Origin of the sequence: Streptomyces sp. NPDC015125 (assembly GCF_043080045.1) — a bacterium.
Classification (GTDB): domain Bacteria; phylum Actinomycetota; class Actinomycetes; order Streptomycetales; family Streptomycetaceae; genus Streptomyces.
Map to the genome: position 1 here is coordinate 83,679 of NZ_JBIBVF010000031.1, position 25,463 is coordinate 109,141.

Genomic DNA, 25,463 nt, shown 5'->3' on the forward strand with positions numbered 1-25,463 from the left:
GCTGGGGGAGGAGTACGGCGCGGTGCGGCGCCGGGTGCGGGAGGGTGCGGCGGGGCCGGCGGGCCCTGGGGCCGCCGGTCTCATCCCTTCACCGCCCCTGAGGTCATGCCCGAGACGATCGAGCGGCGGAAGATCATGACCAGGACGCCGATGGGGACGGTGGCCGCCACGGCCCCCGCGAAGAGCGTTCCGTAGGGGACGGTGTACTGGCTGGTGAACAGGGCGATGCCGACCGGAACGGTGCGGTGGCCGTCCTCGCTGTTGAAGGTCAGCGCCAGCAGGAACTCCGACCAGGTCGCGGTGAAGGTGAAGATCCCCGCGGTGAACAGCCCCGGCCGGGCGAGGGGGGCGATGACGGTCAGGACGGTACGCAGCGGTCCTGCGCCGTCGACGGTGGCCGCCTCCTCCAGCTCCCGCGGGACACCGACCAGGTAGTTGCGCATGATCCAGATGGCGAACGGCAGGTTCAGCGCGACATAGGGCACGATCAGGCCCGCATAGCTGTTGAGCAGGCCCAGCTGCCGCTCCAGCAGGAAGAGCGGGACGACCAGCGCGATCGGCGGGAAGACGGACAGCATCAGCAGCGCGGTCATGATGGCGCCGCGGCCCCGCAGGGGGGTGCGGGCCAGGGCGTAGCCCGCGAAGAAGGACAGCCCCAGCACGGCGACCGTGGAAACCGACGCCACCAGCACGCTGTTGAGCAGATAGCGGCCGATGCCGTTGCGGACGAAGGCCTCGGCGTAGTTGCCGAGCGTCGCCGCCTTCGGGACCAGGGTCGGCGGGTCGGCGCTGATCTCGCCCGGTCCCTTGAAGGACGACACGATCATCCAGTACAGCGGCAGTGCCGACAGCACGACGATCGCCAGACCGCCGAGGTTGACGGCGTTGACGTACCGGCGGATGCCGGACGCCGGTGTGCGGCGGTTCATGCCCGCCCTCCTTCGTCGGCCTGCGCCTTGAAGACCCGCAGGAAGAGCAGACAGCACGTGATCACGATGACGGCGGTGGTGGTCGCCACCGCCGCGCCGCGGCCGATGGCGAGGTTCTGGAAGAGCGTTTTGTATCCGAGGATCGCCAGGGATTCGGTGGCGGTGCCCGGCCCGCCCTGGGTCAGGACGAAGGGCAGGTCGAAGATGCCGAAGGCCTGCAGGATGCGGAAGAGCACGGCGATGGCCATGATCGGGCGCAACTGCGGCAGGGTCACCTTCCAGAACGTCGTCCAGGTGCCGGCGCCGTCGATCTCTGCCGCCTCGTAGACGTCGCCGGGAATCAGCATCAGCCCGGCTAGGACGACAATCGCGACAAAGGGTGTGGTCTTCCAGACATCGACCACCACCATGGCACCCATGGCAGAGGCGGGTTGCCCGAGAATGTCCGGCTGGTGGCCGAGAATCTGAGTGAAGAGCCAGGTCAGCCCGCCGTAGGTGCCGTTGTAGAGGTATCCCCACAGCTGGGCGGCGACGACATTGATCAGGGCCCAGGGCAGCAGCAGGACCGCCAGGACCCAGCCGCGGGCGGCCCCCAGCCGTTCCAGCACGAGCGCGGCCGCGGTGCCCAGCACCAGCTCCAGCAGCACGGTGACGGCGGTGAACCCGAAGGTGAAGAAGAGCGCCTGGCGCCACTCCGGGCTGCTCAGCACGGCGGCGTAGTGGTCGCCCGTCAGGGACAGGATGCGGAACCCGCCGTACTCCAGGCGGACATCGGCGAAGCTGAGCAGCAGCGAGAAGAGCACCGGGAAGACCGTCACGGCGGTGATGGCCAGCAGCGCCGGGGAGGCGAAGAGCCAGCCGGTACGCGCCCGGCGGCGCCTGCTCACCCGGGCCGGCCCACCACCGCGTGGCGCAGGCGGAGTCCGCCGGCCGGCCGGCTCCGGGGCCGGGCGCCGCGACACGGGCGTTGCGGAGGATGTCATGGCATTCACAGCGCCCTGCCTTCCAGCGCGGTCCGGATATCGGCGCGGGCCGCGCGCACGGCCTGCGCGGGCGTGGTCCGGCCGCCGATCACCGCGTTGGCCCGGGTGTAGAGCGCCTTGCTGACCTGGGGGTAGTACGGGGACTGCACCGGCCGGGCGACCAGCCGTAGTTCGCGTACCCCGGTGAGCGTCGGATCGCCGACCGCACGGGCCTCCGGCCGGGACAGCACCTCTTCGAGCGCCGGAATCACCCCGGCGTTCTTCAGCAGAATCAGCTGCGCCTCCTCACCGGCACAGAACCGGGCAAAAGCGACCGCCGCCCCGAGGTGGCGCGAGTTGGGGTTGACGAAATTGCTCCAGCCCCCGGCACAGCTCACCCCGCGCGGGCCGTCGCCTGCGAAGCCGGGGCGGGGCGCGACACCGACCCGGCCCGCCACCTTGGAGAGCGAGCGGTCGGCCGCATTGCCCCAGGCGTAGGACCAGTTGCGCAGAAAGACACCGCGGCCGCCGGTGAACGCGTCCTGCGAGTCCGCTTCCACATACGTGCCGACCGTGGGGGGCGTGACACCCGTCTCGGTGAACTCCCGCATCATCGCAAAGGCCCGCTCCGCGCCCGGCCCGCCCAGCGCCACCCGGCCCGCGCCGTCCAGTACCGGGGCTTCGGCATCGGCCAGGAACTCGGCGACATTGCAGGTCAGCGACTCCGATACGGACCCCTGCCAGAGGAATCCGTAGGGGGCGTCCCCGGCCCGCTGGACGGTGCGCGCGGTGCGCACCAGCTCCTCCCAGGTGCGGGGCACCGGCCGGCCGTGCTTGGCCAGCAGGTCCTTCCGGTAATAGAGGAAGGCGCTGTCGGTGAAGAAGGGCAGCGCGTACACGGCGCCGCGGTACTCGCTCACCCGCCGCAGGGCCGCCGGGTAACCCGCCCAGAAGTCCTTGGGCAGCAGCGTCTGCAGCGGCAGCGCAAGGGAGTTGGCGCCGAACTGGGCCGGCCAGGTGGTGTCCCCGAGATAGACGTCAGGGGTGGGCGAGGCGCCCGCGAGCTGTGTGGTGACCGCGGCGCGGTTGCTGTCGGTGGCGCTGAGGGCGTTCGACTTTCGGACATGGATGTGCGGATGGCGGCGCTCGAAGGCGCGGATGATCAGGTCTGCCACCACGGGGCCGTTCCGGGAGGGGATTTCGGATACCCACCAGGTGAGAGTGGCCGGGGTACGCGGGACCTGGGCGGCTTGGGTCAGCAGGGTGTCCAAGGGCTTGCCCGCGCAACCGCTGGTGAGCCCGGCTCCGGCGGCGGCGAGGCCGCTCGCGAGCAGGGTTCTGCGGCTCAAGGCCATGAGTGCTCCTCACGTCTTGGCTGCCATCGATGACAGCGCTTGCAGGCTAGAAGTGCCCTAGTAGCCAGGTCAACGGCTCGTGAACAACAGATTTCCGGGCCATCTCCTGGCAACGCTGTCATCGACTCTTTGTGCTAGCGTCCCCGCATGTCCTCAGCGCAGAGCGAGGCCACGATGGCCGATGTGGCCCATCGGGCGGGGGTTTCGGTGTCCACCGTTTCGCGCACCCTGCGCGGATTGTCGACGGTCTCGGAGACCACGCGCGCCCGGGTGGAAGCCGCAGCCCGCGAACTCTCGTTCGCGATCACCCGCAGTGCCTCCAGCCTCGTCACCGGCCGCACCGGAAGAGTCGCCGTCCTGATGCCGAACCTGGCGTCGTGGTTCCTGAGTTCGGCGCTGTCCGGCATGGCACCCGCGCTGCGCGAGGCGGGCCTCGACCTGCTGGTCTACAGCGTGACCGATGTGCACGAACGCGCTGATTTCTTCGACCGGTTGCCCGCCCGCCGGAACGCCGACGCCCTGCTCGTGGTGAGCTTCTCGCTCTCTCCCGCCGAACGCGCCCGCCTGGACGACCTGGGCATGCCCCTGGTCTTCGTCAGCCAGCACGCCCCGGGGCGCCCCAGCGTCTATGTGGACGACGAGGACGCCGCCCTGCGGGGCACCCGCCATCTGATCAACCTCGGGCACCGCCGGATCGCCTGTCTCCAGACGCACGACACCACGGGCTTCGCCTGGAGCAGCAAGAACCGGCTCACCGGGCATCTGCGGGCGCTCGCCGAGGCGGGACTGGAGCACGATGACTCGCTCGTGATGAGCGTGCCGGACTGGAAGGGCGGCGGCATGGCCCCGGCAGTGGGCCGGCTGCTGAGCCTCCCCGACCCGCCGACGGCCATGTTCACCGAGACCGACGACATGGCCTTCCGGCTGCTGGCGGCCCTGCGCGAGGCCAACGTCCCGGTACCGGGGCGGATTTCGGTGATGGGCTTCGACGACCACGTCATGGCGGGGGTCATGGGCCTGACGACCCTGGCCCAGCCCGCCGTGGAGCTCGGACGCGCCGCCGTCCGCCTCACCCGGGCGGTGATCGACGACTCCGACGGCGCGCACGAGCGCCACCTCGTGCTGCCGACCGAACTCGTCCCACGCGGCAGCACGGGGCCGCCGCCGGTGAGGAGTTAGGGGGAGTCGCCCCGATCTCCGTGGGTCAGCCTGCGGCGTCGATTTTTACGGCCCCGGTCGCGTGCCGGCGAGCGCGAACGATGGTGGAGTCCACCGTCCACGGCCACCCGAGCTCACCCCCCGGTATCCGCTCGGGCCGCCAACGCGGTAATCAGCTTCCGCCGGCAACGGTCAGACAAGTCCTCAAGACACGGCCCAGGCGCGCCGCGCCGGACGTGTCACAAGGCACGCGGCAGCGCCAGCCAGTCCTGCCAGGCAATGTCGCGGCCCAGATAACGGGGCTGCTGGAAGGGCCAGTCGGCAGCGATCCACTGCGGCACCAGCGCGTCGAGCGCGCGCTCCACCTCGCCGCCGGCGAGATCGTCCACCACCCACCAGGAGACCTCTCCGTCGGAACCGGTGCGCTCGGGCGGGTCGATGTAGACACAGCCGAGGATCGCCGTCTCCTCGTCGTTCAGCAGCGCGTAATTGAACGACTGGTGCGCGGCTATCTCCTTCTCGTGCCGCAGCAAGTCGATGCGGTCCTCTTCATAGGTCATCGTCTCCTTGGGCCAACCCCAGGCCGGGCCGAAGATCTCCCACAAGCGTTCTCGCGAGCCCATCACGGCGGGGTAGTCGAGAGCGGTGTCCGCCTCCCGGATAGGCCGCAGGTGAACCGCGGTGTCGGGCACGGGCACGTAGACGGGGTGGACGAAGTCGTCAGGCAGCCAGGTCATAAGGTCCGACGCTACAGCCGATCGGCGCGGAACGATCCAGACGGAGCGGCGCCCCGGCGCACGGCCACACGTTGAACAGGAATCCGGCCGCGTTGGCCCCGGAGAAGGCCGCGCTGCCGAACAAGCCACGGGGCAACACCCGGTGTCCGGCGGTGCGCTCGTGTGCGAGGAAGGCCGCGGAAGCCAGCACCGTCACCGCAGCGGAGACGGTGACCGGTAGGGCCGTCCAGCCGAGGTGGAGCGCCAGCCGAACGCGGGGAGACCATGCCCCCCCGCCGTCGGCCCCAGTCAGTGGTGGTCCGGCCGGGAGTCCGGGACCCGGATGACGACCCCCCTACGACAGCGCAACGGCGGAGAAGCTGGAGCGGCTGTCGGCGCTTGGCGAGGCGGCTCGGCCCTGAACGGCGCGCCGGCGCCCCGGCGACGCCGCAAGCAACAGAGGGCACCTGACGTGCTCGACTAGGATGCGGCCATGACCGCCCCGGACTCCCCGACGCATCCGGCAGCCCACCGCCCGGACCCCGAACTGGGCTTTCCGGCTCCGGGGGAGGTCCTACGCCGGCTGCGGACCCAGCGGGGGATGTCGCTGCGCCAGGTTGCCGCCGAATGCGGCCTTTCGGTCTCGTTCCTGGCGGCGCTGGAGCGGGGCGAGACCGATATCGCGCTGGAGCGGCTCGGCCGGCTGGCGAAGGTGTTCGGGCACAACGTGGGGTCGTTCCTCGGTTTCTCGCCCGGCCAGGCGGCGCCGTCCCTGTTCCCGTTCGGTGAACAGCCGGTGATCGAGCGCGCGCCCGGCATCACCTATCGGGTGCTGCGCGCACCGGAGTTGGGGTACCAGGTGGTCCAGGGGAACTTCGCGCCGCACAGCGCGCTGGGCGAGGACCTTCAACACGAGGGCACAGACCTGATCATCGTGACCGAGGGCACCTTGGTGACCCGGTACAACGGCGTCGACCACACCCTGCGGACCGGGGATTGCGTGCGCTGGTCGGCAGGGTATCCGCACTCCTTCCGCAATGACACCGACAAGCCCGCGCGGATGGTCGCGCTGCTCTTCTCCAGCCTTTACTGACGGCTTCGTCCCCGGAGACGGGACGGGCCGGTGGAAAGCCGGGGCGCCTGAGGTGCCCCGGCTTTTCTGTGTGCCGTTCCGGGCGCCGCAACTTCCCCCAACAGCAGGCCCCACAGGGAATCTGAACTGTATTCTGCACTAGTGTGCGTTTTAACGCACAGATGCTGCTCCTGCGAACCCCGCGAGCGGCACCAAGAGATCAGGACGTGCCATGCAGCTGAATCCCACCCAGGCCTCCCCGCCCGCCGCCCCGCCCCCGGTCACGAGCGCGACCACCACCGCACCACGTGGCATCGGCCGTGCCGACCTGTTGGCCCGCGTCGCCCTGGTACTGGTCTGGAGCTCCGGCTTCATCTCCGGCAAACTCGGCCTGCGCCACTCCGCCCCCTACACCTTCGCGGCCCTGCGCTTCGCCCTCGCCGGGGGCATTCTGCTGGTGATCGCCCTGGTCAGCCGACGCGCATTACCCCGCGGCCGGCTGCTGGCGCATCTCGCCGTCGCCGGTGTCCTGGTGCAGGCCGTCCAGTTCTCCAGCATTTACGTCGGCATGGACCTCGGTGTCCCGTCCGGTCTCGCCGCACTGATCATCGCGCTCTACCCGCTGACGGCCTCGCTGATCGCCGTCCCCGTCCTGCACGAACGCGTCACCCGTGGACAGTGTCTGGGCCTCGTGCTGGGGCTCGGCGGAGTCGCACTCGCGGTCGGCGAGGGGCTCCATTTCGACGCCGGCTACCTCGTCGGCCTCGGCTTCCTCGTCCTGGCGCTCCTCGGCATCTCGGCCGGCACCGTCTACCAGAAGCGGTTCTGCCAGGGCATGGAACCGGTCTCCGGCAACGCCGTACAGCTACTGGCCGCCGCCGTCGCCGCGCTGCTGCCCGCCCTGTTCACGGAAGGTTTCGACGTCACTTTCACCGCCGACTACTGGCCGGTGCTGCTGTGGGCGGCACTCGTCAACTCCATCGTCGGCGTCGGCCTGCTCTACGGGCTTCTGCAGCGGCACGGCACCAGCCAGGTGAGCAGCCTCTTCTACCTGGTACCCATGGTCACGGCCGGCTTCGCCGCCCTGCTGCTCGACCAGCATCTCGGCCCGCTGACCCTCGGCGGACTGGTCCTGGCCACCGCGGGCACCCTGCTGGCCAGCCGCGTACGGAGCTGAATCGGTGTGGGCGAGTTGCAGCGACGTGGTGTGCGCCGGCCGCTGACGAGACGTCGCTCGGACGCGGCCGAGGTGGTACGGCGGGCCACACCACGGGCCACGGAAGGTGCCCGCGACCCGCCGGTCACGTCGGCCGCGTCGGCCGCGTCGGCCGCGTCGGCCGCGTCGGCCGCGATGAGGTGCGTCGGCCGCGTCGGCCGCGATGAGGTGCGTCGGCCGCGATGAGGTGCGTGTCGCGCTTCCTCAGTCCTGCTCGTCCAGCATGAAGGATCCGTAGGCGGGCTTCCCTGCCTTTTCATAGGTGCAGTACTGCACGCCCACATCGGTGGCGCGGGATTCCGTGAGCGTCCAGGCGGCAGGGGTGGCGCCCTCGGCGAAGAGCCGCTTGCCGGTGCCGATGATCACGGGGTTGACGAGCAGCCGGTACTCGTCGACGAGGTCGTGCCGCTGCAGGGTGTGAATGAGGTCGCTGCTGCCCTGCGTCATGATCACGCCGTCGAGCCGCTCCTTGAGCTGGGCGACGGACTCGGCGGCTTCGCCCTTCAGCAAACGGGAGTTGTTCCACTCCAGGCTGTTCCGGGTGCGCGAGGCGACATACTTGGGCATGGCATTGAGCTTCACGGCGATCGGATCGTTCTCGTCGGTGACACGGGGCCAGTGGGCGGCGAAGATGTCGTAGGTCTTCCGGCCGAGCAGGAGATGGTCGGCGGTCCGCTCGAAGACCTCCGTCATCAGGCTCATGAAGTCGTCGTCGACGTACGGAACCTGCCAGCCGCCGTGCTCGAAGCCCTCGTCGACGTCCTCGCCCCTGCCGCCGGGGGCCTGCATGACACCGTCGAGGGTGACGAATGCGGTGACGATCAACTTGCTCATGATGCTGCCCTTCGGGTGCGGAATCAGCCTGCCCCCGTATTGACTCCCGGACCGGCGAGAACTCATCGCCCGCCACGCGGCCGACACCGGCGGGCCTGGCGACGCCGACGGGCCTGGCGACGCCGACGGGCCTGGTGACGCCGGCGGGACGATGGATACGGTCCGTCCATGCCTGACTCCGCCGTCGCCACCAGCCGGCGCAACGCCGATGTCGTCCGCCGCTACCTTCGCGTCTTCGAGACGCAGCGGGTTGCCGATCTCGCAGAGCTCGTAGCGGAGGACGTACTCGTCCACGGCGCCGGCCGGCACGTCCAGGGGCGGCACCATCCCGAGCAATCAGTGCTGGCCCCGGGCCTGTCCCACTGCCGCGTTCAGGTAGCCGACCTCTTCGCGGCAGACGACCGCGTCACCTGGCCTTCACACTGACCTACACCCACGACCGCACAGGCCGGGACCTCACCATGACCGGGGTCAAGTCCTACCGGCTCCGGGACGGACGCATCGTCGAGTTCTGGGGCGAGACCGACCTGTACGGCCTCCTCCGCCAGGCCGGATTGGTACCCGAGCAGATCCCGCTCGGGCTCCGTCGAGTGGGAACCTCCAGCCACAGCATGTGTATGTCGTGACCGGCGAGCCCTTGGCCGAACTGAAGAGGCGCGCGACGGCCAGGGCACTGGCGGGAGATCCGGGTGATGAGCGGGAGTATCCGATGTACCCGGCCGAACTGACCTCGCCTTCTCTGGACCGCCTTTCCGCCGCGGCTGCCCAGCGGTACAAGGCGCCGGGAATCGAGCGCGACGCCCCCGACAGGCCCAAGAAGATCGCCGCCTTGAACTCGGAGGCCTTCGGGCGCCGGTCGTTCTGTTCTGCTACCTCGACCGGACGATGGGCCCCGGACAATGGGGGGACACGGGGATGTACTTGCAGACGGTCATGCTGTTACTGAGGGCGGAAGGGGTGCACAGCTGCCCCCAGGTGATGTGGACGATGTATCGCAGGACTGTCAGCCAGATCATCGAAGCCGATGACGGGCTCGTACTGTTCTGCGGTGTCGCGGTGGGCTTCGAGAAGGAAGGCGTGCCACGACTGCGTACCGGGCGGGCGGACATGACAGAAACAGTGAGCTTCATCGGAGTGTGACGTCCAAGGCCTGTCCGGCGGCTCAGAGGCGGACCGTGAGGCGGAGGAGGGACGGGGGTGAGCCGTCGGTGGGGCCGGCACCGCTCGCCACCAGGATCTCTCCGTGTCGGCGAAATCCCAGCGGACCGCTTGCGCCCCGCCCGCCAACGGCCCTTCGGCGCGAAGGACGGGGCGGCTCAACAGGTCCTCGAACCAGTCGGCGCACCGCTCCGCGAGCTCCTCGACCGTGCCGGAGACCCGGAAGAGGCCGCGTTCGGGCGGCTCGTGGAGGGTGAAGAGCTGGTCGCGGACCTTCCCGGCCCGCGCGTGGGTGCCGTAGAGATGCACTGCCCACTCGCCGAGCGCCAGTGGGCACGCCCCACCGAGCAGACTGACATGGACAAGGGGCGACGAATCGCCTCCGGCCGTCCGCCTGACTGGGAGCCGGCGTTACCCGCCAGGCGGCCGCCCGGCCGCCAAGAAGGGCTGCTGGGGCGGAAATGTGGCGGTGTCACCATTTTGCCGAAACCCGGGTCGGGGGCCGCCGGTCCCTCTCAGGGCAGAGAGGTCGCGGTCCCTGAGGGCTACTCGGCCACTGCGCCTGGCCCTTGAGAAGGCGGCGCATTCCGACCTGAGAGCGATGAACCGGGGGACGCACCGCGGACACCATGGACGGGAACGTGGACCCCTTCCAGGAGCAGTCATGCCCCACCCCCTGCCCCCGTCATTATCCGCCTCCCCCGGCGGCGCTGCCCGCACGACGGAGGCGACGAAGATCTGGGGCGGGGACAGCCCCGCATCGCCGCCCTGCATCGCCGCCCTGCATCGCCGCCCCGCCGCTGCCGGGCCTGCCGGGCTTGCCGGGCTTGCCGGGCTTGCCGGGCTTGCCGGGCTTGCCGGGCTTGCCGGTCCTACGACCCGATGCGTTCCTGTACTCCCCACCCAGACGTCCTGCCTCGGGGCGGGCTGACAGACTTCAGGACTGACGGGTCGTCGACAGACTGACGACCGGCGGCGGACTGACGGGCCGTGGCGGAGTCACGGGCGGGCGGGCTGACGCCCTTCGAGCCCGACCATCAAAACCCAAACCAACAGTGATTCCCCCTCTCTCAAGCCGATTGTTCAGGCACCCCGAAAGGACAGTGATCAGATATGAGATGGCTTTCGACACTCACCGCAGCGGCAATAGGAGCGGGAGCAGTTGCCGGATCCATCGCAGCGGCTACGCCGTCCACCGCGGCACCGCAGGGAGCCAGGGCAGCCGCCCCGACGGTGCGATGCACATCCAACAATCCAGAGCTGACCAAGAAACTGTCGGGGGATATAGCCAAGGCACTGGAAAACCGGGAGAGCCTGGCCTCACTCTCCTTCTACGACCGGCCCACCGGAACCAGTTGCACTTCCGACTCCTCGAAAAAGTACGACTCGGCCAGCACGGCAAAGACAATCATCCTCGGAGCCTTGCTGTACCAGAGGGGCGGCACCCTGACCAAGGCGGAGGACGCCCTCGCGCACAAAATGATCATCGATTCGGACAACGACTCCGCGACCACACTGTGGAAGCGGTTGTCCGACCTGAAAGACCCCGCGAAGCCCAACCCCGTCAAGATTCAGGAATTCCTTGACAAGGTCGGTATGGAGGAAACCGTCCTCGACAAGGAAGGTTCCTGGGGCCTCACCCAGATCACGGCAGGCGACCAGGCCAAGCTCCTGCGCATGTTCTCGGGTGATGACGACTCGGTCCTCGGGAGCAAGGGTCGCGCTTACGCGCTCGACCTGATGCATCAGGTCCAGAGCAGCCAGCGATGGGGGGCCACAGCCGGCGCTCCGCTCGACTCCATGATCCATGTGAAGAACGGCTGGATGCAGCGCAGCCAGAACCCCGACGTCGAACCTTTCGACAAAGGCGACTGGAAGGTGAACAGCATGGCAGTCCTCACGGATAACGGCTACGACTCCGGGCTGGCCGTGCTCACCGAGAACAACAGAGTCCCCAAAGGCCACCCCGCAAACGAAGGATGGGAGTACGGGATCGAAACGATAGAGACCGTTTCCCGCGCCATATACCGGGACGTTTATCCGGATTCTGATGGGTATCGCCCCAGCAGGCCGGATTTTCCGAACGCCAAGCTGACAACCACTGGGTGACAGTACGTTAGCCACACCTTCGCGAGGCCGCAGAGCGGGCGATTCGACGTCCTTCCACGCCAAGATGAACCGGGAGCGGATGACGACACCGCATCGGCCCCCCATCACGTCCAGGACCCGCGGCTCCGAAAAGGTGGGACGGCGTCGACCACGCTTGGTTACGCCTGCCCCATCGGCCATGACACAGCTTCCTGATGGGGCAGGCGTAGACCGCGGTGAAGCCGCCGGCAGTGGACGACCTGGTCAGCCTTCGTCATGGCGCCTTCTCCTCCCGGTACAGCACGAGATGCTCGTGGTGGAGCACCCCGTCCCGGATGTCGCCCGTCGCGCTGAACCCGGTGTCGTCGACGTAGTCCACGTGGCTGCCGGTCACCGTGTACCGGCCCGTGTACGCGCTGCGCCGCTCGCCGCGAGCCTCGTCGTAGCGACCGTCAGGCAGCAGCTCCTGGCGGATGTGACCGTCCGCGGTCACCCACATTCCGACCACGTCGACGGTGTCGTCCTCAGCGGTCCCGGCCATGGCGGGCCCCTCTCCTCGGTTGCTCCGGTTTCGTTCTGCTCCACCGAGACTGGGCAGGTCAGCGGGCGTTGACCAGGACAGGCGCTGCCTGGGTGCGGCACACCCGGGCAGCACACCGAAGCCACCCCCTAGCCTGCACACATGGACGACAACCACCTGGGAGACTTCCTGCGCGCACGCCGCGCCGGTGTGCAGCCGGAGGACGTCGGCATGGCGAGTTACGGGACTCGCCGGGTCGCCGGACTGCGCCGTGAGGAGGTCGCCGTCCTGGCCGGCGTGAACGCCGACTACTACACGCGCCTGGAACAAGGGCGCGAGCGCAACCCCTCACCCCAGGTACTCGACGCCCTCAGCCGCGCGCTGCGCCTCGACGCGGATGCCCGAGCGCACCTGTACCGACTGGCCGGGGCCACCCCGAGCGACCAGCCGTCCGACCACGCCGCCGAGCGGGTCAGCCCCGCGCTGCGCCAGTTGATGGACGGCTACCCGAACACGCCGGCGTTCGTCATGAGCCGGACCTTGGACCTTCTCGCCGCCAACGCCCTGGCCGATGCTCTCTATGCCCCGTTCGGTCCGGCGGACAACCTGGCCCGTATGACCTTCCTCGACCCCGCGGGCCGGCACTTCTACACGGACTGGAACCGGGCGGCCCAGGCCACCGTCGCCAGCCTGCGCCAGGCAGCCGGGTTCGAACCGGACCACCCACGGCTGCGCGAACTCGTCCGTACCCTCACCGAGCACAGTACGGACTTCACCCGTCTCTGGAACTCCCACACCGTGCGCGGCAAGACCCAGAACGCCAAGCACCTCCTCCACCCGGGCGTCGGCCCCCTCACTCTCACCTACCAGGCTTTCGACGTACGCGACGCCCCGGGCCAGCAACTCGTCATCTACCACGCCGAACCAGGCAGCCCCAGCGCCCAGGCGCTCCATCTCCTCGGCTCCCTCCACGCCACCCGGCGCCAGGCCGAACCCCGTCCCCACCCTTAGCCGGCCAAGGGCTGTCCCGTAACTGCAGCACACCATCGGCGAGATGACCTTGCTCCGGCTGGTGTGACGACGGCTTCGGAGCATGCACGGACGGACCCAGTACGTTGCGTAAGTTGCGTACGTTGGGACGCCATGCGGACGACCAAGTACACCCCACGCATGTGCGGCTTGAACACGATGGCGGGGTGCTGGTCATCGATCCCGGGATCGGGAGCGAGCCGACCGCTTCGACCGGCGCCGACGCCGTGCTGATGACGCACGAACCCGCCGATCACATCGACGCCCTGGGCCTGATCGGGCTCGGCGTACCGGTTCAGCGCACCTTGGCCGAGCAGCCGGAGTACGGGCAAGCCCACATCTGGGATGTCGGGGATCCTGCTCGCCCTTCGGACCAGGACACGCTGCCGGATCCGTACGCGCATGCAGGCGAGTTCAACCCCGCCGGCCGGACGCAGGCCATGACGACAGAGCAGCTTCCCGGTGGCGGAGGGGCATCCGGCTCACCGACCACAAAGCCGATGACGCCTACCGCTACCTCTGCTCCCCGGCCCGCACCCGATCAGCCGGGCACGCCGGGAGCAGGCGGTCGGCCGGATCCCCCCTTGTCGAAAGCCGTGCGGCGGCTGATGACTCCGGAACCAACCTGTTGGAGCCGTCCCCCTCCGCGTCCCACCCTTGGCGACGTCTTAGCAGGTCACAAGGGTGGGATCCCAGGAGGACGTCACTTGCCCCGAGGTCATTGGGGCGGGCCGGGGCGGCCGGGCACGGTGGTGTTGTGCCGACGGACCACGGGGACCCAACGGGGGACCATCCGCCGGCCGACGAAAGGATCGACCGTGAGGTCACGCAAGCGCATCGTTCTCGCAGCCGCCGGACTGGTCCTGGCAGGCGGCCTCGCCGCCGCCCCGGCCGCGACCGCTGCCCCGGCCGCACCGTCGGCGCCGTCCGCCGGGAACGTGGCGGCCGCAGCCAACAAGTGCTCCGGCTGGAAGGAGATCCACATCACCGGCGGCGCCGCCAAATACATGGAGTGCACGAAGAAGGTCAACGGCAAGTCGTACGTCTCCGGCGCCTTCTACCTGTGGGACACCAAGCGCGACGGCAAGGCGGTCCAGGCATACGCGGAGACGGACTACAACCACTGGTACGGCGACGATGTGACCTGGCAGCACTTCTACGGCTGGGCCGACGACACCCACGGCAGCCCGAAGATCAGCACGGGCTGGCAGCGGGGCAACGACTTCGGCCTGGTGATCGACCTCAAGTGACGCCACTGCCTTGGGGCCAGCGGTACCGCCGCCAACCATGGTTCCTCTGGTCCCCAAGGCCGGGCGTCTGGTCCCCAAGGCCGGGCGTCTCGCTGTCCAGCGACGATGCCACCTGTGCCTGACGTGCCTTAAAAGGGCGCGGCGATACGTTGCGCGGCTCCGCGGAGAGGTCGGCCCCGCCCGGCACGCCGGGATGCTGGGAGGGGCCGCTCCGTGGTTACGGTCATGGTCGTAGCGTGTGTCACCCGCCGGCGAGCGCCGTTCGCACCGGCGCAGTGTCGGCCCGACCCTTCTCATAGACCGTCAGTCCGCGCGACAGGTGGAGTGGTACCAGCAGCAGTTCCACGATGAGGGCCTTCCAGGCGTAGACGAGGTTGACGGCCTTGGTGGCGTAGACGCAGGGGATGTTCAGCAGCACCCCCGGCAGCGGGAGTTTGCGGCGGCGGGCAGCGTAGATGAGCGGGGGCATCGTCAGCAGGAGTTCGGCTCCGGCCCACCAGGCGAAGGCGAGTGCGGGTGGCTGGTCTGTCGTCGCGGCGAGGACGAATGGTGTCGCCCACCAGAGCGGTGCGGTGAGAATCTCCAGGAGGGCGAGGAGCACCCACACCGCCAGCAGAGGTTTGTGGACGATCAACCGCCCGAGGTGCAGTCGGACGTTCTGGCAGAAGCCGGCCATCCAGCGCCAGACCTGTTTGCGGAGGTAGGTGAGGTCCTCGGGGTCGGCGGCCAGTGCGACCGCGTCGGAGACGTAGACCGCGCGTCTGCCCGCGATCTGCTGCGACCACGTGTAATCCATGTCCTCGACGATGGTCCGTTCGGGGAAGCCGCCGAAGGACATCAGATCGTCGAGGCGGAAGACGGAGCAGCAACCCGAGCACACCATCGGGCTGTTGGCGCGGGCCTGGATGGGGCGGTGCCAGTGGAAGCCGAAGAGGTACTCGGTCGAACGGCCGCGCTCCCAGATCGTGCGGGTATGGCGGGTGCGGACCGTGCCTGCCGCGACCGAGACGCCGGGGTCGTCGAAGACGGGCAGGACGGTCTCGATGTAGTCCGGTGCGAGGACGGTGTCCGCGTCGACGGCCAGGACGAGATCGGTGGTGCAGTGTGGAAGGGCGTAGTTCTGGGCTTTGGCCTTGCTGCCCAGATTGCGGGGCGGGCGTAGGACCGTGACGCCGTGTGAGGCTGCCACCTCGCCCGTCCGGTCCGTGGAGGCATCGTCCACGACCAGGATCCGGTCAGGCCGGAGCGTTTGGTGTGCGAGCGACTCCAGCGTGGCCGGCAGTCCCTCCTCCTCGTTGTGAGCGGGCACGATGACGGTGATGGTGTGCAACTCGGTCTCCCCCTGTCTTGCGGATCGCGCCGACTACGACCGTGAACAGTCCGATCACGCCGTAGACCATGGTGCTGATGCCGATGAACGGCAGTCCTCCGTGCATGTCACCGACGGTAGGGGGATGAGGCACCAGATGGTTCCGGAGGCTTCCTCCTGTGGATAACTCGCCGAGGGAAGACCGAAGTTGCCGAGACGGGACGGGTCCGAGTGCCGGAGGGGCTGGTCCGAGTGCCGGAGGGACGGGTCAGCGAGCGTGGGAGCGTTGGGTCACGCGTCTCCTGGTGCGGCCGGGGTTCCCACCGCCGTGCCGTCGTGCTGCTGTGCAAGCAAGCGGGTGCGGAAGAGGTCGAGTACGTCGTCCAGCGCGGCGCGGGTCGGCTGGCCGGGTTCGTCGATGAGGTGCTCGGTCAGCACGGAGTGCGGCGGCAGCACGGCATCGGGATTCGCGGCGTCGTCGTCCAGTTCGACGGCGGTGAACGCCGCACCGAGTTCGCGGCGCAGGAAAGCGAACCGGTCACCCGGTACCAACCGGTCAGAACGGAACCGCAGCCCCATGACCTGAAAGTCTGCCCGCTCACAGCGGCCCCGCACGGCGGCCAGGTCTTCGGCGGAGATGTCGATACCCGCAGCCCGGCTCCTGGTGAGAGGCAGCGGCAGGGACGGCTGCGAGAGAACGGGGGCGAGAAGGCGCTCATCGGCGGCCATGGCCAGGGCGAAGCCGCCGGTCAGGCACATTCCGACGGCTCCGACACCGGGGCCGCCGCAGCGCTGGTGCTCGTACGCGGCCAGGGCCCGCAGCCAGGTGACCACAGGGGAAGATTTCCCCGTGGCCAGCACGGTGAACTCCCGGCTCACACACACCTTCCACAGTGATGAGGCCGTGTAGAGCCCGGACTTCAGCCGGCCGACGGATGCAGGGTCGGCATCGCGGCCGGGCGTGCCGAACAGTACCGGGAGCACGGCCGTACAGCCGATGGCGGCCACACGTTCCGCGAACTCCAGCACCTTGGGCGTGATGCCCGGTATTTCCGCCATCACGATCACCGCGGGCCCCGTACCGCGTCGCAGAATCCGGCGGGTGGCGCCGTCATGGGTGAAGGTGCTGCGGTCAAAGCCGGTCAGGTCGTGATCTGCCATGGATTCGGATTACCACCGTCCTGGTCGATTGTGTGGGTCGGGGTCTGTCCGAACAGATACGGCGCCGCGCCTGCCCGTGCATGGCCCAACGCGAGACTATCCAGCGGTCCTTGTGGCGCGCCTCCACCTTCACGCACGGGCCACGGGGCCACGGGGCCACGGGGCCACGGGGCCACGGGGCCACGGGCCACTCGCCAAGGGCCCACACCTGCGCCTCGCAAATCCTCGGACCGCAGCCGCGGAACACCACGACGCCGGCCGCCGCGCCCCGTGGGGGCGAGCGCGACGGCCGGCGTGTGGAGCTGAGGAGGTCAGGTGGCTACTTGACGACCTTCAGCAGCTTGTTGGGCGTACCCTCGCTCGGGTTGCTGATCTTGTCGGGCGTGGCGCCTGCCGTCAGGGCCTTCTCCACGTCGGCCGGCTTGGCGTCCTTGTGGCCGGCCAGGTAGACCGCGGCAGCACCCACGACGTGCGGGGTCGCCATGGACGTACCGGAGATGGTCTTGGTGGCGTCGTCGCCGCTGTTCCAGTCCGAGGTGATGTCGGAACCGGGCGCGTAGAGGTCCACCGCGCTGCCGAAGTTGGAGAAGTCGGACTGCTCGTCGTCCTTGGTGCTGGAGGCCACCGTGATGGCCTGCTTCACGCGCGCCGGGGAGCTCTGGCCCGCGTCGGAGGACTCGTTGCCCGCCGCGACGCCGAAGGTGACACCGGCGTCGATGGCCTTCTTCACGGCCGTGTCCAGCGCCTCGTCCACGCCGCCGCCGAGCGACATGTTGGCGACCGAGGGACCCTTGTGGTTCTTGGTGACCCAGTCGATGCCCGCGACGACCTGCTCGGTGGTGCCGGAGCCCTGGCCGTCGAGGACCTTGACGGCCACGACCTTGGCCTTCTTGGCGACACCGTGCTCGGTACCGGCGATGGTACCGGCCACGTGCGTGCCATGGCCGTTGTCGTCCTCGGCCTTGTCGCTCTTGTCGCTCTTGTCGATGGCGTTGAAGCCGTACGACGCACGACCACCGAAGTCCTTGTGACTGATGTGGATTCCGGTGTCGATGACGTAGGCGGTGACGCCCTCGCCCGCGGCGTCCGGGTAGGTGTACTTCTTGTCGCCCTTGGTGTCCGCCTGGTCGATGCGGTCCAGGCCCCACGACGGCGGGTTGGCCTGACTGCCGTCGATGTGGAACTTCTTGTTCTGCACGACCTTGTCGACGGACGGATCGGCGGCGAGCTGCTTGGCCTCTTCCGTTCTCAGACCGCTCGCCGAGAAGCCGTCGATGGCGGAGGAGTACTGCCGCTTGACCTGGCCGCCGTACTTGGCGGCCAGGTCACCGCTCTCGGCGGTACGTACGGACTTCTTGAGCATGACGATGTAGCTGCCGTTCACGGCGCCCTTGGCCTCGGCGCCGTAGATCTTGCCTTCGGCTGCAGGCGACGCACCCGCGGTGACCGCGGTGACGGCGGCGATACCAGTAGCGGCCACCGCGGCGGATATCGCCGTGACGAGCCGCTTCTTGCTGGAACGCTTGTGAGCCATTGCGAGGATTCTCCTCGTTCGTGGTGTGGGGGGAAAGCGTTGCGCAATAGCCCGACGAGACCGGAAGATCCGCGCCGGACTGGTTCGAAACCCTGTCTGATTGATGAGTTCAATTCAAGGCTCGCCAGAGCGTGTGAGATAGCCAACAAGGCAGGTGAATTGGGAAAGGTTTCAGAAGTGGTCAAAAGGAACGGCTAGTTGAACCGGAGGGACTCAACTCCGTTTACATAGCCGCAATGGAGGGTGACATCAGGGTGGACGACGCCACCGTCCGACCGGAGCTCCGCTGACGGATGAGGCTTGTCACGAGGGCGCTCATCGCTCTCATTACAGCTTTTTTCAGGGCCAGTTGGAAGACGGGTGGTGGGAGGGGGATTTCGGAGGAGGGGTGGAGGCGGGTGGGGAGGGAGGCCTGTGGGGAGGAGGGTGAGAGGAGGGAAGGAGGGTGAGAGGGAGGGAGAGTGCGGCGGGCTCGTGGGGACTGTCGGTCCGTCGGCCAACCGGGCTCCTCGCCATCTACCGCCGTCGACCGCCACCGGCCTCTGCCGACCGCCGGTACGTGTGCGGTGCGCCCCTCAGCGCTGATAGCGGGCCAGGACCAGATTGCCGTCCCGGACGAGCCGCTTCCGCAAGGTGTCCAGGTCGATGGCGCCGCTGTAGTACTCCTGCAGGCCAGGGGTGGCGATCTTGTCCTTCCACTCCGGATAGCCACGGACGGACTGGGCCGGGGCGGAGCGCAGGGAGCTCGCCAGTGCGGTGCCGGTTGCCCAGTCGTACCGGGCGCCCCGGAGTGCCGGATCCCTGAGCGCCGCCTGTCCCGTCGGCAACAGCCAGTCCCCCAGGGCGAGCCGGACCATGTTCGGCGGGCGGAGGAGGAAGTCGATGAAGGCCATCGCCGCTTCCTTGTGCGGGCAGTCCTCGGCGATCGACAGGGTCTGCGGGCTCACCCCCTGGTCCAGGGCGGTGCCCCGGGGGGCGGGCAGCACCGTCCAGTCGAACCCCTTGGGCGCCTGCTGGGCGATCTGCTGACGGTAGGAGAAACCGAGCGGCACCATCGCATAGCGCCCGGCGAAAAAGCCCGGGAGGGTGTCGGAGCCGCCCATGCCCAGGGTCGTACGGGAGGCACTGCGGTCCACGTTGACCTGGTCGTGGACGGTGCGCGGCACCACCTGGTCGACGGCGTCGAAGCGGACCTCCACCGTGCCGTCGGGACGACGGTGGAACATCCGGCCGCCCGTGGACAGCGCGAGGTTCAGGGTCAACGAGACCGGTTCCTTCAGCGGCCAGGCCACGCCGCGGTCCGTGCCATGGGTCAGCCGCTGCGCCACCGCCCTGAACTCCTCCCAGGTCCAGGGGTGTTCGGGCGTCGGGATGCGCGCTCCCGACCGGTGCAGTTTCGCGCGGTTCGCGATCAGCACCCGCGGTTCCTGGAGGAACGGGACGCCGTACACCCGGCCGTCGAATGTGGCGGTCTCCCAGCTCTGTTGCGGGATGTCGCGCCTCAGTCGCGGTGGCAGGAGGGCGGTGAGGTCGGCGAGATTCCCGCCGTAGGCGAAGTCCGCGAGGTCGTCGGAGGCGTCGTGGATGATGTCCGGCGCCTCGCCGCCCTCGAAGGAGGTCAGCAGCTGGTCGTGGACGGTGGGCCAGGCGCCCTGGACGTACTGCACCTGGACCTCGGGGTGCTGTCGGTTCCATGCGGCGACCAGTTGCTTGTTGGCCCTGAGGGAGTCCTGCTGCCAGGCCAGGGACTGGAAGCGCAGGGTGATCCGGCCGCCGGAGGCACGCCGTCGTCCGTCGTCGGAACAGCCCGGCAGCAGCCCCGCGGCGGGCAGTGCGGCGGCGGCCGCGAGCAGGCCGCGCCGGCTGAAACGGGCCCGGGGCGTGGGGGTGTTGTCACGGTGCATCAGCTTTTCACCGCCCCGGCGAGCATCCCGCCCGTGATCCGCCGCTGGACAACGGCGAAGAGGAGCAGGCTCGGGAGGGTGGCGAGGAGTGCGGCGGCGGCGAGCGGTCCGAGGTCGGCGACGCCCTCCGTCCCGAGGAAGTGGGTGAGTACGACCGGCAGCGTCTGCTTCCCGGGCGACTTGAGCAGGACCAGGGCGAAGAAGAATTCGTTCCAGGCGGTGATGAAGGCGAACAGTGCGGTGGCGACGATGCCCGGCGCGAGCAGCGGTGCGGTGACCGAGACGAGCGTACGGAGCCGGCCGGCGCCGTCCACGGCCGCGGCCTCCTCCAACTCGGGCGGCACGGAACGGACATAGCCGGTCAGCATCCACAGGGCGAACGGCAGCGACCAGACCACATAGACCATGATCAAACCGATCCTGGAGTCCACCAGATGGAGTCCCTTCAGGATCAGGAAGAGCGGGATGATCACCAATACCAGTGGAAAGGCCTGGCTGATCACGACCCAGCCGGTGGCCGCCCGCGAGAGGCGGTTGCGGTAGCGGGCCAGGACATACGCCATCGGGGTCGCCAGCACGATCGCGATCAGCGCGGAAACCGCTGCGGCCAGCAGGCTGTTGCCCGCGGCCGCCAGCAGTGGCTGCTGGGAGAAGGCCTGCCGGAAGTTCTCCAGGGTGGGCGCCTCGGGTATCCACGTGGGGTGGATGCTGCCGAGTTCGCGCGGCGGCTTGAAGGCGGTGGAGATCAGCCAGAGGAACGGGAAGGCGAGGAAGGCGAGATAGGCGACGAGGGCGGCGTACTGGCCGGTGCGGGTGGCGGTGCGAGTGGCGGTGCGCCGGGCGGTGACGGCGTTCCCCGCACCGCGCCGGGCAGCGCTCCTGCGCTTCACCGGCTTGCCGGGTTCTGTCGTGCGGCCGCCCTTTGCTCCGCTGTCACGCATGCCGCCGTCACCCGTGCCGCTGTCGTCCGTGCCGCTGTCACGCATGCCACTGCCGTCGGTGCCGCTGTCACGCATGCCGCTGTCTTTCGTGCCGCTGTCTTTCGTGTCGCCTTCTTTCGCGCCGGTCACCGGTCGTCGTCCCCCTTCAGCCGGCCGGCCAGGTAGATCGCCAGCAGGACCGAGACCACCGCGACCATGGCCAGGCCCATCGTGGCGGCATAGCCGAACTGCCCGTAGCGGAAGGCCTCTTCGTAGGCGAAGAGCATCGGCAGCCGGGTCCGGCCGCCGGGCCCGCCGTCGGTCAGCACGAAGACCAGGGCGAAGGAATTGAAGTTCCAGACGAAATTGAGCGCGGTGACGGCGAGCGCGATGGGTCTCAGTGCGGGCCAGGTGACGGTACGGAAGCGGCGCCAGGCGCCCGCGCCGTCCATGGACGCGGCCTCGTGCAGTTCGCGGGGCACGTTCTGGAGGCCGGCCAGGAGGGTGACGGTGGTCTGGGGCATCCCGGCCCAGATGCCGACGACGATGACCGCGGGCAGGGCGGTGGCCAGGCCGCTCAACCAGTCCCGGCCGTCCCCCGTTCCGGACAGACCGAGGCTGCGCAGCGTCTCGTTCAGGAGGCCGGCGTCCGGGTGGTAGACCAGCCGCCACATGATGCCGACGACCACCTCCGGCATCGCCCACGGAATGATCGCCAGTGCCCGCGCCAGCCAGCGCAGCCGCAGATCGAGGTGGAGCAGCAGGGCAAGACCGAGGGCGAGGAGAAACTGCGGGACGGTGACCCCGAAGGCCCAGACCAGCCCGATCCGGAAGGACTCCCAGAACAGGGTGTCGTGGAACAGGTCGGAGAAGTTCAGCAGCCCCACGAAACGGGTGGCCCGGGTCCGGCCCGACTGGGCGTCGGTGAACGCCAGCCCGATGCCGTAGAGCAGCGGGCCCGCGCTCAGTACCAGGATCGGGATCAGGGCAGGCAGTACGAGGAACCAGGCGCCGTGAGCACGCCGGGCGGCACGGTCCGCGGCCGCTGCGGGTGACCGCTGTGGCGCGGTCGCCAGGGTCACGGCAGCAACTCCTCGGGAGGGCGCGGCCCGGCCGGTCTGCCCTTGTGTACCCCCGCGGTCGGCGCCCCTGCCATCCCGTCCCCCTCCCCCGTCTCTCCCCCGTTGGCCGTTCCCGGCCGCTTCCGGCCGCTCCCGCTCACCCCGGCCGCCGTCATCGTCGTGACGGCGGCCACATCCCGTCAAGGTTCCGGCCGGATTCCTCGGAGGATCTCCCCACCTGGGAGGTCTCCCGGGCCGCTCCGGCGGACCTGCGACACTGTTCGCGTTCACGCACCGCAGGAGGTACCCCAGGAGGCACCCGATGACCGAACCGAGCCCCGCCGCCTTCACGGAGGCGCGCGCCCGGGACGTACTGGCCTCGGCCGGCCACCCCGATGCGGCAGCCGACGCCGCGCTGCTCTCGCTCGGCGAGAACGCCGTCTTCGCCCTCGGTGACAACGGGCCGGTGGTACGGGTGGGCCGCAGCGCCGAACTCCTGGAGCGGGCCGAGCGGGAACTCGGGGTGGCGCGGTGGCTGGCGGCCGAGGGGGTGCCGGCCGTACGTGCCGCGGAGCCCGTGGCCACCTTGGTCGACGGGCATCCGGTCACCTACTGGCATCGGCTGCCGGAGGCCGTCCGGCCGGCCGGGCCGGACGATCTCGCCGCCCTGCTGAAGCTGGTGCATGCGCTGCCGGAGCCGCCGTTCGCACTGCCGCGACGCGAACTGCTCGGTGGCGTCGAGCGGTGGCTGCGACTGGCCGGCGACGCGGTATCGGCACCCGACGCGGAGTATCTGCGCGGGCGGCGGGACGCGTTCGCGGCGGCCGCCACGGCCCTGGAACCGCATCTGCCCCGCGGCCCCATCCATGGCGACGCGCTGACCCGCAACGTTCATGTCGGGCCCGACGGACCGGTGCTGGTCGACCTGGAAACCTTCTCCTCCGATCTACGGGAACACGACCTGGTCGTCATGGCGCTGAGCCGGGACCGCTATGGCCTGTCCCCGGACGCCTACGACACCTTCGTATCCGTGTACGGCTGGGACGTACGGGACTGGGAGGGCTGCGCCGTACTGCGCGGGTCCCGGGAGACCGCTAGCTGCGCCTGGGTGTCCCAGCACGCGCCCGGAAACCCGGCGGCGCTCAAGGAGTTCCGGCGCCGGATCGCCTCACTGCGCGACAAGGACGCGACGGTGCGGTGGTATCCCTTCTGAGACGCGCGGCCGGAGGCCGGGGCCGGGCCTCCAGAGCGGGGAGAGCGGCCCTGCCCACTGTCTGATGGAGGTTCGCGGGGGCCCGCACGCGGCACGGCCGTGACAACGCCTCCGCTCCCGCTCAGGCCCCGGCCTCGGCTCCGGCCTGGTACGGGATCAGGGGCCAGGCCCGCTCGACTATCGCCTGTGGGTCGCCGGAGCGCCGCAAATACGCCTGGAACGAGGCGGCCTGTTCGGCGGCCGCCTGCTCCTGGAGGGCATGGAGCGCACGGGGCGAGGGGATGGCGACGGCCGGGAACGTCTCCCCGATGCGCCGGGCGACCCCGGCCGCGGCCGCCGCGTCGGCGCCCGCTTCGTGGGCACCGTCGAGCCGGACGCCGTAGTGGCCGCAGAGCGCCTGCAGCGCGCGCTTCCCCTTGCGGTAGCGGTCCACATGCTTGTCCAGGACAAGGGGATCGATGACCGGCGCGGGGGCGTGTCCGAGACGTTCGGTCAGCGTCCGCAGGCCGTGGCGCCGGCACTCGCGGTCCAGGAGGGAGAGGTCATAACGGGCGTTCATCACCACCAGAGGGATGTCCGCACGCAGGGCATCGGCCAGCGCCTCGGTGATTTCCTCTATGGCGGTCGCCGGCGGGCGGCCGTGTTCTTGGACATATGCGGTGGAAATGCCGTGAATGGCCGCTGCTTCCTCGGGAATCGGGACCCCCGGGTCGAGCAGCCAGGCCTGCTGCGCGACCGGGCGGCCGTCCCCCTCCAACCGGATCAGCGCGGCGGTGACGATGCGGTCCCGCTCGACATCGGTGCCCGTGGTCTCCAGGTCGAAGCTGACCAACAGCTCCTGATGCCAGCTCATGCCGAATCCTCGCTACGCTCGCTCATGCGGCCTCCTTCGGTGGTACTTCCCCCGTTGCTCGCCCACTCTCCCACGCACCACTGACAATCGACCGGCCGCCTGTGGCGACGGGGCAGCCATGGGCGGCCGCCGCCCCTAGGCTGACCGCCATGGACCTACGGCTGGCAGGACAGGGCGCGCTGGTGACGGGCAGCAGCTCGGGGATCGGGGCGACGATCGCCGAGATGCTGGCGGACGAGGGCTGCGACGTCCTCGTCCACGGGCGTAGCGCGGGGGCCGCGGCGGCCGTCGCCGAACGGGTTGCGGCCCGCGGCGTACGGGCCGAAGTGGTGCTCGGAGACCTGACGGAGCCGGGCGTCGCCGAGCAGGTCGCCCTCACCGCACGCGACTTCGGGGCCCGCATCCTCGTCAACAACGCCGGTCCGTTCGCCGAGCACGACTGGGAGAGTTCCCGGCCGGCCGACTGGCGGGCCGCCTTCGAGGGGAATGTGCTGCCGACGGTGCGGGTCAGCCAGACACTGCTGCCGTCGCTGCGGGCGCACGGCTGGGGCCGGGTGATCACCATCGGCAGCCGGGCGGTGCGGACACCACTGCCCAACATGGCGGCGTACTCCGCCGCCAAGGCCGCCGTGGTGAACATGACCACCAGCCTGGCCCGGCATCTCGCCGGGACCGGCGTCACCGCGAACTGTGTGAGTCCGGGAGTGATCGTCACCCCCTCCCTCTCCCGGATGATCGAGGAGCGCGCGGCCGCGGACGAGGGCCCGGGGGCGGGCCCGGAAGGCGGACGCAACGAAGCGGAGATCGTTGCGGAGTATGCGCCCAACCCGAGCGGACGGCTGGGGCGCCCGGAGGACATCGCCGCCGCGGTCACCTACCTTGCGAGCCCGCTGGCCGACTATGTCAACGGGATCGAGCTGCGGGTCGACGGAGGGATCACGGGGACCCCGTGAGACGTGTCCGCAGACGCGTCCCCCGGCATGTCCGGAGATGTATCTGCAGACGGGTCCGCAGTCGCGTCCGCAGTCGCCGATGGACGTCTCCGTCTCGCGCCTCCGGGTGCCCCTCCCCTCCCTCGACAGGCGGGTCCTGTGGTGGCGCCCCCGCCCCCGCGGGGGGGCCCCCCCCCCCCCCCGGGGGGGGCCCCCCCCCCGCCCCCCCCCCCCCGGGGGGGGCCCCCCCCCCCGCGGGGGGGGGGGGGGGGGGGGGGCCCGGGCCGGG

At 69.6% G+C, this 25,463-nt stretch carries 23 protein-coding genes and 1 pseudogene; 11 read left to right on the forward strand and 13 right to left on the reverse strand.

All coding sequences use genetic code 11. The features are described 5' to 3' along the window. Window positions 1-80: 80 nt before the first annotated feature. The 3 genes from ACF088_RS38635 to ACF088_RS38645 form a co-directional block, all read right to left on the reverse strand. Window positions 81-929 carry a carbohydrate ABC transporter permease gene (locus ACF088_RS38635; protein WP_392380651.1) on the reverse strand — a complete coding sequence of 283 codons (849 nt, stop codon included), beginning with the start codon at window positions 927-929 and terminating at the stop codon, window positions 81-83. Beyond that, window positions 926-1,816, reverse strand: coding sequence for a carbohydrate ABC transporter permease (locus ACF088_RS38640; protein ID WP_392380652.1), 891 nt, complete (start codon window positions 1,814-1,816; stop codon window positions 926-928). The genes ACF088_RS38635 and ACF088_RS38640 overlap by 4 nt, the downstream gene beginning before the upstream one ends. Window positions 1,817-1,917: 101 nt before the next feature. Next, on the reverse strand, window positions 1,918-3,246 hold the full coding sequence (locus ACF088_RS38645) for an ABC transporter substrate-binding protein (RefSeq protein WP_392380653.1): 1,329 nt from the start codon (window positions 3,244-3,246) through the stop codon (window positions 1,918-1,920). 147 nt (window positions 3,247-3,393) lie between these two features. On the opposite strand from ACF088_RS38645, the gene ACF088_RS38650 reads away from it, so the two are divergent. Further along, complete coding sequence (locus tag ACF088_RS38650) at window positions 3,394-4,425, forward strand: LacI family DNA-binding transcriptional regulator (RefSeq protein WP_392380654.1); 1,032 nt, start codon at window positions 3,394-3,396, stop codon at window positions 4,423-4,425. Between the two features lie 218 nt (window positions 4,426-4,643). On the opposite strand, the gene ACF088_RS38655 is transcribed toward ACF088_RS38650, so the two are convergent. Next, entirely contained in the window at window positions 4,644-5,141 is a 498-nt protein-coding gene (locus ACF088_RS38655; RefSeq protein WP_392380655.1) for an N-acetyltransferase, read from the reverse strand. Window positions 5,142-5,613: 472 nt separating this feature from the next. Between ACF088_RS38655 and ACF088_RS38660 the strand changes: the two genes are divergently transcribed. Both ACF088_RS38660 and ACF088_RS38665 read left to right on the forward strand, forming a co-directional pair. Further along, window positions 5,614-6,213, forward strand: coding sequence for a cupin domain-containing protein (locus ACF088_RS38660; protein ID WP_392380656.1), 600 nt, complete (start codon window positions 5,614-5,616; stop codon window positions 6,211-6,213). A gap of 211 nt (window positions 6,214-6,424) precedes the next feature. Then, window positions 6,425-7,369 (forward strand): DMT family transporter, encoded by a 945-nt coding sequence (locus tag ACF088_RS38665; protein WP_392380657.1) that lies wholly within the window; start codon window positions 6,425-6,427, stop codon window positions 7,367-7,369. Between the two features lie 243 nt (window positions 7,370-7,612). Here the strand turns inward: ACF088_RS38665 and ACF088_RS38670 are convergent, their stop codons facing one another. Beyond that, window positions 7,613-8,242, reverse strand: a complete 630-nt coding sequence (locus ACF088_RS38670; RefSeq protein WP_392380658.1) for a dihydrofolate reductase family protein — start codon at window positions 8,240-8,242, stop codon at window positions 7,613-7,615. 168 nt (window positions 8,243-8,410) lie between these two features. On the opposite strand from ACF088_RS38670, the gene ACF088_RS38675 reads away from it, so the two are divergent. From ACF088_RS38675 to ACF088_RS38690, 4 genes and pseudogenes are all read left to right on the forward strand, one after another. Continuing rightward, window positions 8,411-8,668, forward strand: a complete 258-nt coding sequence (locus tag ACF088_RS38675) for a nuclear transport factor 2 family protein (RefSeq protein WP_392380659.1) — start codon at window positions 8,411-8,413, stop codon at window positions 8,666-8,668. A gap of 35 nt (window positions 8,669-8,703) precedes the next feature. Next, a complete protein-coding gene (locus ACF088_RS38680; RefSeq protein ID WP_392380660.1) occupies window positions 8,704-8,868 on the forward strand; it encodes a hypothetical protein in 165 nt (54 codons plus the stop codon). Then, window positions 8,796-9,382, forward strand: a pseudogene (locus ACF088_RS38685) (nitroreductase family protein). Before ACF088_RS38680 ends, ACF088_RS38685 begins: the two are co-directional and overlap by 73 nt. A 1,131-nt stretch (window positions 9,383-10,513) precedes the next feature. Next, window positions 10,514-11,509, forward strand: coding sequence for a serine hydrolase (locus ACF088_RS38690; RefSeq protein ID WP_392380661.1), 996 nt, complete (start codon window positions 10,514-10,516; stop codon window positions 11,507-11,509). 253 nt (window positions 11,510-11,762) lie between these two features. Here ACF088_RS38690 and ACF088_RS38695 read toward each other — a convergent pair whose 3' ends face one another. Further along, window positions 11,763-12,029, reverse strand: coding sequence for an Atu4866 domain-containing protein (locus tag ACF088_RS38695; RefSeq protein WP_392380662.1), 267 nt, complete (start codon window positions 12,027-12,029; stop codon window positions 11,763-11,765). A gap of 141 nt (window positions 12,030-12,170) precedes the next feature. On the opposite strand from ACF088_RS38695, the gene ACF088_RS38700 reads away from it, so the two are divergent. Together ACF088_RS38700 and ACF088_RS38705 are read left to right on the forward strand one after the other, a co-directional pair. Then, window positions 12,171-13,019 carry a helix-turn-helix transcriptional regulator gene (locus ACF088_RS38700; protein WP_392380663.1) on the forward strand — a complete coding sequence of 283 codons (849 nt, stop codon included), beginning with the start codon at window positions 12,171-12,173 and terminating at the stop codon, window positions 13,017-13,019. Between the two features lie 836 nt (window positions 13,020-13,855). Beyond that, entirely contained in the window at window positions 13,856-14,287 is a 432-nt protein-coding gene (locus ACF088_RS38705; protein ID WP_392380664.1) for a hypothetical protein, read from the forward strand. Between the two features lie 241 nt (window positions 14,288-14,528). Here the strand turns inward: ACF088_RS38705 and ACF088_RS38710 are convergent, their stop codons facing one another. The 6 genes from ACF088_RS38710 to ACF088_RS38735 form a co-directional block, all read right to left on the reverse strand. Then, window positions 14,529-15,617: a glycosyltransferase family 2 protein gene (locus ACF088_RS38710; protein WP_392380665.1), complete on the reverse strand. Its 1,089-nt coding sequence runs from the start codon at window positions 15,615-15,617 to the stop codon at window positions 14,529-14,531. A 270-nt stretch (window positions 15,618-15,887) separates the two neighbouring features. Further along, complete coding sequence (locus ACF088_RS38715; RefSeq protein ID WP_392380666.1) at window positions 15,888-16,757, reverse strand: dienelactone hydrolase family protein; 870 nt, start codon at window positions 16,755-16,757, stop codon at window positions 15,888-15,890. Window positions 16,758-17,076: 319 nt separating this feature from the next. After that, window positions 17,077-18,291, reverse strand: a complete 1,215-nt coding sequence (locus ACF088_RS38720; protein WP_392380667.1) for a S8 family serine peptidase — start codon at window positions 18,289-18,291, stop codon at window positions 17,077-17,079. 575 nt (window positions 18,292-18,866) lie between these two features. Beyond that, window positions 18,867-20,195: an ABC transporter substrate-binding protein gene (locus ACF088_RS38725; protein WP_392380668.1), complete on the reverse strand. Its 1,329-nt coding sequence runs from the start codon at window positions 20,193-20,195 to the stop codon at window positions 18,867-18,869. Beyond that, entirely contained in the window at window positions 20,195-21,136 is a 942-nt protein-coding gene (locus tag ACF088_RS38730; protein WP_392380676.1) for a carbohydrate ABC transporter permease, read from the reverse strand. Before ACF088_RS38730 ends, ACF088_RS38725 begins: the two co-directional genes overlap by 1 nt. A gap of 125 nt (window positions 21,137-21,261) precedes the next feature. Continuing rightward, a complete protein-coding gene (locus ACF088_RS38735; RefSeq protein ID WP_392380669.1) occupies window positions 21,262-22,197 on the reverse strand; it encodes a carbohydrate ABC transporter permease in 936 nt (311 codons plus the stop codon). A gap of 301 nt (window positions 22,198-22,498) precedes the next feature. Between ACF088_RS38735 and ACF088_RS38740 the strand changes: the two genes are divergently transcribed. Continuing rightward, entirely contained in the window at window positions 22,499-23,389 is an 891-nt protein-coding gene (locus ACF088_RS38740) for an aminoglycoside phosphotransferase family protein (RefSeq protein WP_392380670.1), read from the forward strand. Between the two features lie 121 nt (window positions 23,390-23,510). On the opposite strand, the gene ACF088_RS38745 is transcribed toward ACF088_RS38740, so the two are convergent. After that, on the reverse strand, window positions 23,511-24,242 hold the full coding sequence (locus tag ACF088_RS38745; RefSeq protein WP_392380671.1) for an exonuclease domain-containing protein: 732 nt from the start codon (window positions 24,240-24,242) through the stop codon (window positions 23,511-23,513). A gap of 149 nt (window positions 24,243-24,391) precedes the next feature. On the opposite strand from ACF088_RS38745, the gene ACF088_RS38750 reads away from it, so the two are divergent. After that, window positions 24,392-25,195 (forward strand): SDR family NAD(P)-dependent oxidoreductase, encoded by an 804-nt coding sequence (locus tag ACF088_RS38750; RefSeq protein WP_392380672.1) that lies wholly within the window; start codon window positions 24,392-24,394, stop codon window positions 25,193-25,195. The last annotated feature ends 268 nt before the right edge of the window (window positions 25,196-25,463 follow it).

What these genes read in the sequence shown, in the direction of transcription:
- ACF088_RS38650 (WP_392380654.1), top strand. Translation starts at nt 3,394, where the DNA reads ATGTCCTCAGCGCAGAGCGAGGCCACGATGGCCGATGTGGCCCATCGG.
- ACF088_RS38720 (WP_392380667.1), bottom strand. Translation starts at nt 18,291, where the DNA reads ATGGCTCACAAGCGTTCCAGCAAGAAGCGGCTCGTCACGGCGATATCC.
- ACF088_RS38635 (WP_392380651.1), bottom strand. Translation starts at nt 929, where the DNA reads ATGAACCGCCGCACACCGGCGTCCGGCATCCGCCGGTACGTCAACGCC.
- ACF088_RS38675 (WP_392380659.1), top strand. Translation starts at nt 8,411, where the DNA reads ATGCCTGACTCCGCCGTCGCCACCAGCCGGCGCAACGCCGATGTCGTC.
- ACF088_RS38745 (WP_392380671.1), bottom strand. Translation starts at nt 24,242, where the DNA reads ATGAGCTGGCATCAGGAGCTGTTGGTCAGCTTCGACCTGGAGACCACG.
- ACF088_RS38725 (WP_392380668.1), bottom strand. Translation starts at nt 20,195, where the DNA reads ATGCACCGTGACAACACCCCCACGCCCCGGGCCCGTTTCAGCCGGCGC.
- ACF088_RS38680 (WP_392380660.1), top strand. Translation starts at nt 8,704, where the DNA reads ATGACCGGGGTCAAGTCCTACCGGCTCCGGGACGGACGCATCGTCGAG.
- ACF088_RS38715 (WP_392380666.1), bottom strand. Translation starts at nt 16,757, where the DNA reads ATGGCAGATCACGACCTGACCGGCTTTGACCGCAGCACCTTCACCCAT.
- ACF088_RS38645 (WP_392380653.1), bottom strand. Translation starts at nt 3,246, where the DNA reads ATGGCCTTGAGCCGCAGAACCCTGCTCGCGAGCGGCCTCGCCGCCGCC.
- ACF088_RS38750 (WP_392380672.1), top strand. Translation starts at nt 24,392, where the DNA reads ATGGACCTACGGCTGGCAGGACAGGGCGCGCTGGTGACGGGCAGCAGC.
- ACF088_RS38670 (WP_392380658.1), bottom strand. Translation starts at nt 8,242, where the DNA reads ATGAGCAAGTTGATCGTCACCGCATTCGTCACCCTCGACGGTGTCATG.
- ACF088_RS38660 (WP_392380656.1), top strand. Translation starts at nt 5,614, where the DNA reads ATGACCGCCCCGGACTCCCCGACGCATCCGGCAGCCCACCGCCCGGAC.
- ACF088_RS38695 (WP_392380662.1), bottom strand. Translation starts at nt 12,029, where the DNA reads ATGGCCGGGACCGCTGAGGACGACACCGTCGACGTGGTCGGAATGTGG.
- ACF088_RS38690 (WP_392380661.1), top strand. Translation starts at nt 10,514, where the DNA reads ATGAGATGGCTTTCGACACTCACCGCAGCGGCAATAGGAGCGGGAGCA.
- ACF088_RS38730 (WP_392380676.1), bottom strand. Translation starts at nt 21,136, where the DNA reads ATGCGTGACAGCGGAGCAAAGGGCGGCCGCACGACAGAACCCGGCAAG.
- ACF088_RS38665 (WP_392380657.1), top strand. Translation starts at nt 6,425, where the DNA reads ATGCAGCTGAATCCCACCCAGGCCTCCCCGCCCGCCGCCCCGCCCCCG.
- ACF088_RS38740 (WP_392380670.1), top strand. Translation starts at nt 22,499, where the DNA reads ATGACCGAACCGAGCCCCGCCGCCTTCACGGAGGCGCGCGCCCGGGAC.
- ACF088_RS38655 (WP_392380655.1), bottom strand. Translation starts at nt 5,141, where the DNA reads ATGACCTGGCTGCCTGACGACTTCGTCCACCCCGTCTACGTGCCCGTG.
- ACF088_RS38700 (WP_392380663.1), top strand. Translation starts at nt 12,171, where the DNA reads ATGGACGACAACCACCTGGGAGACTTCCTGCGCGCACGCCGCGCCGGT.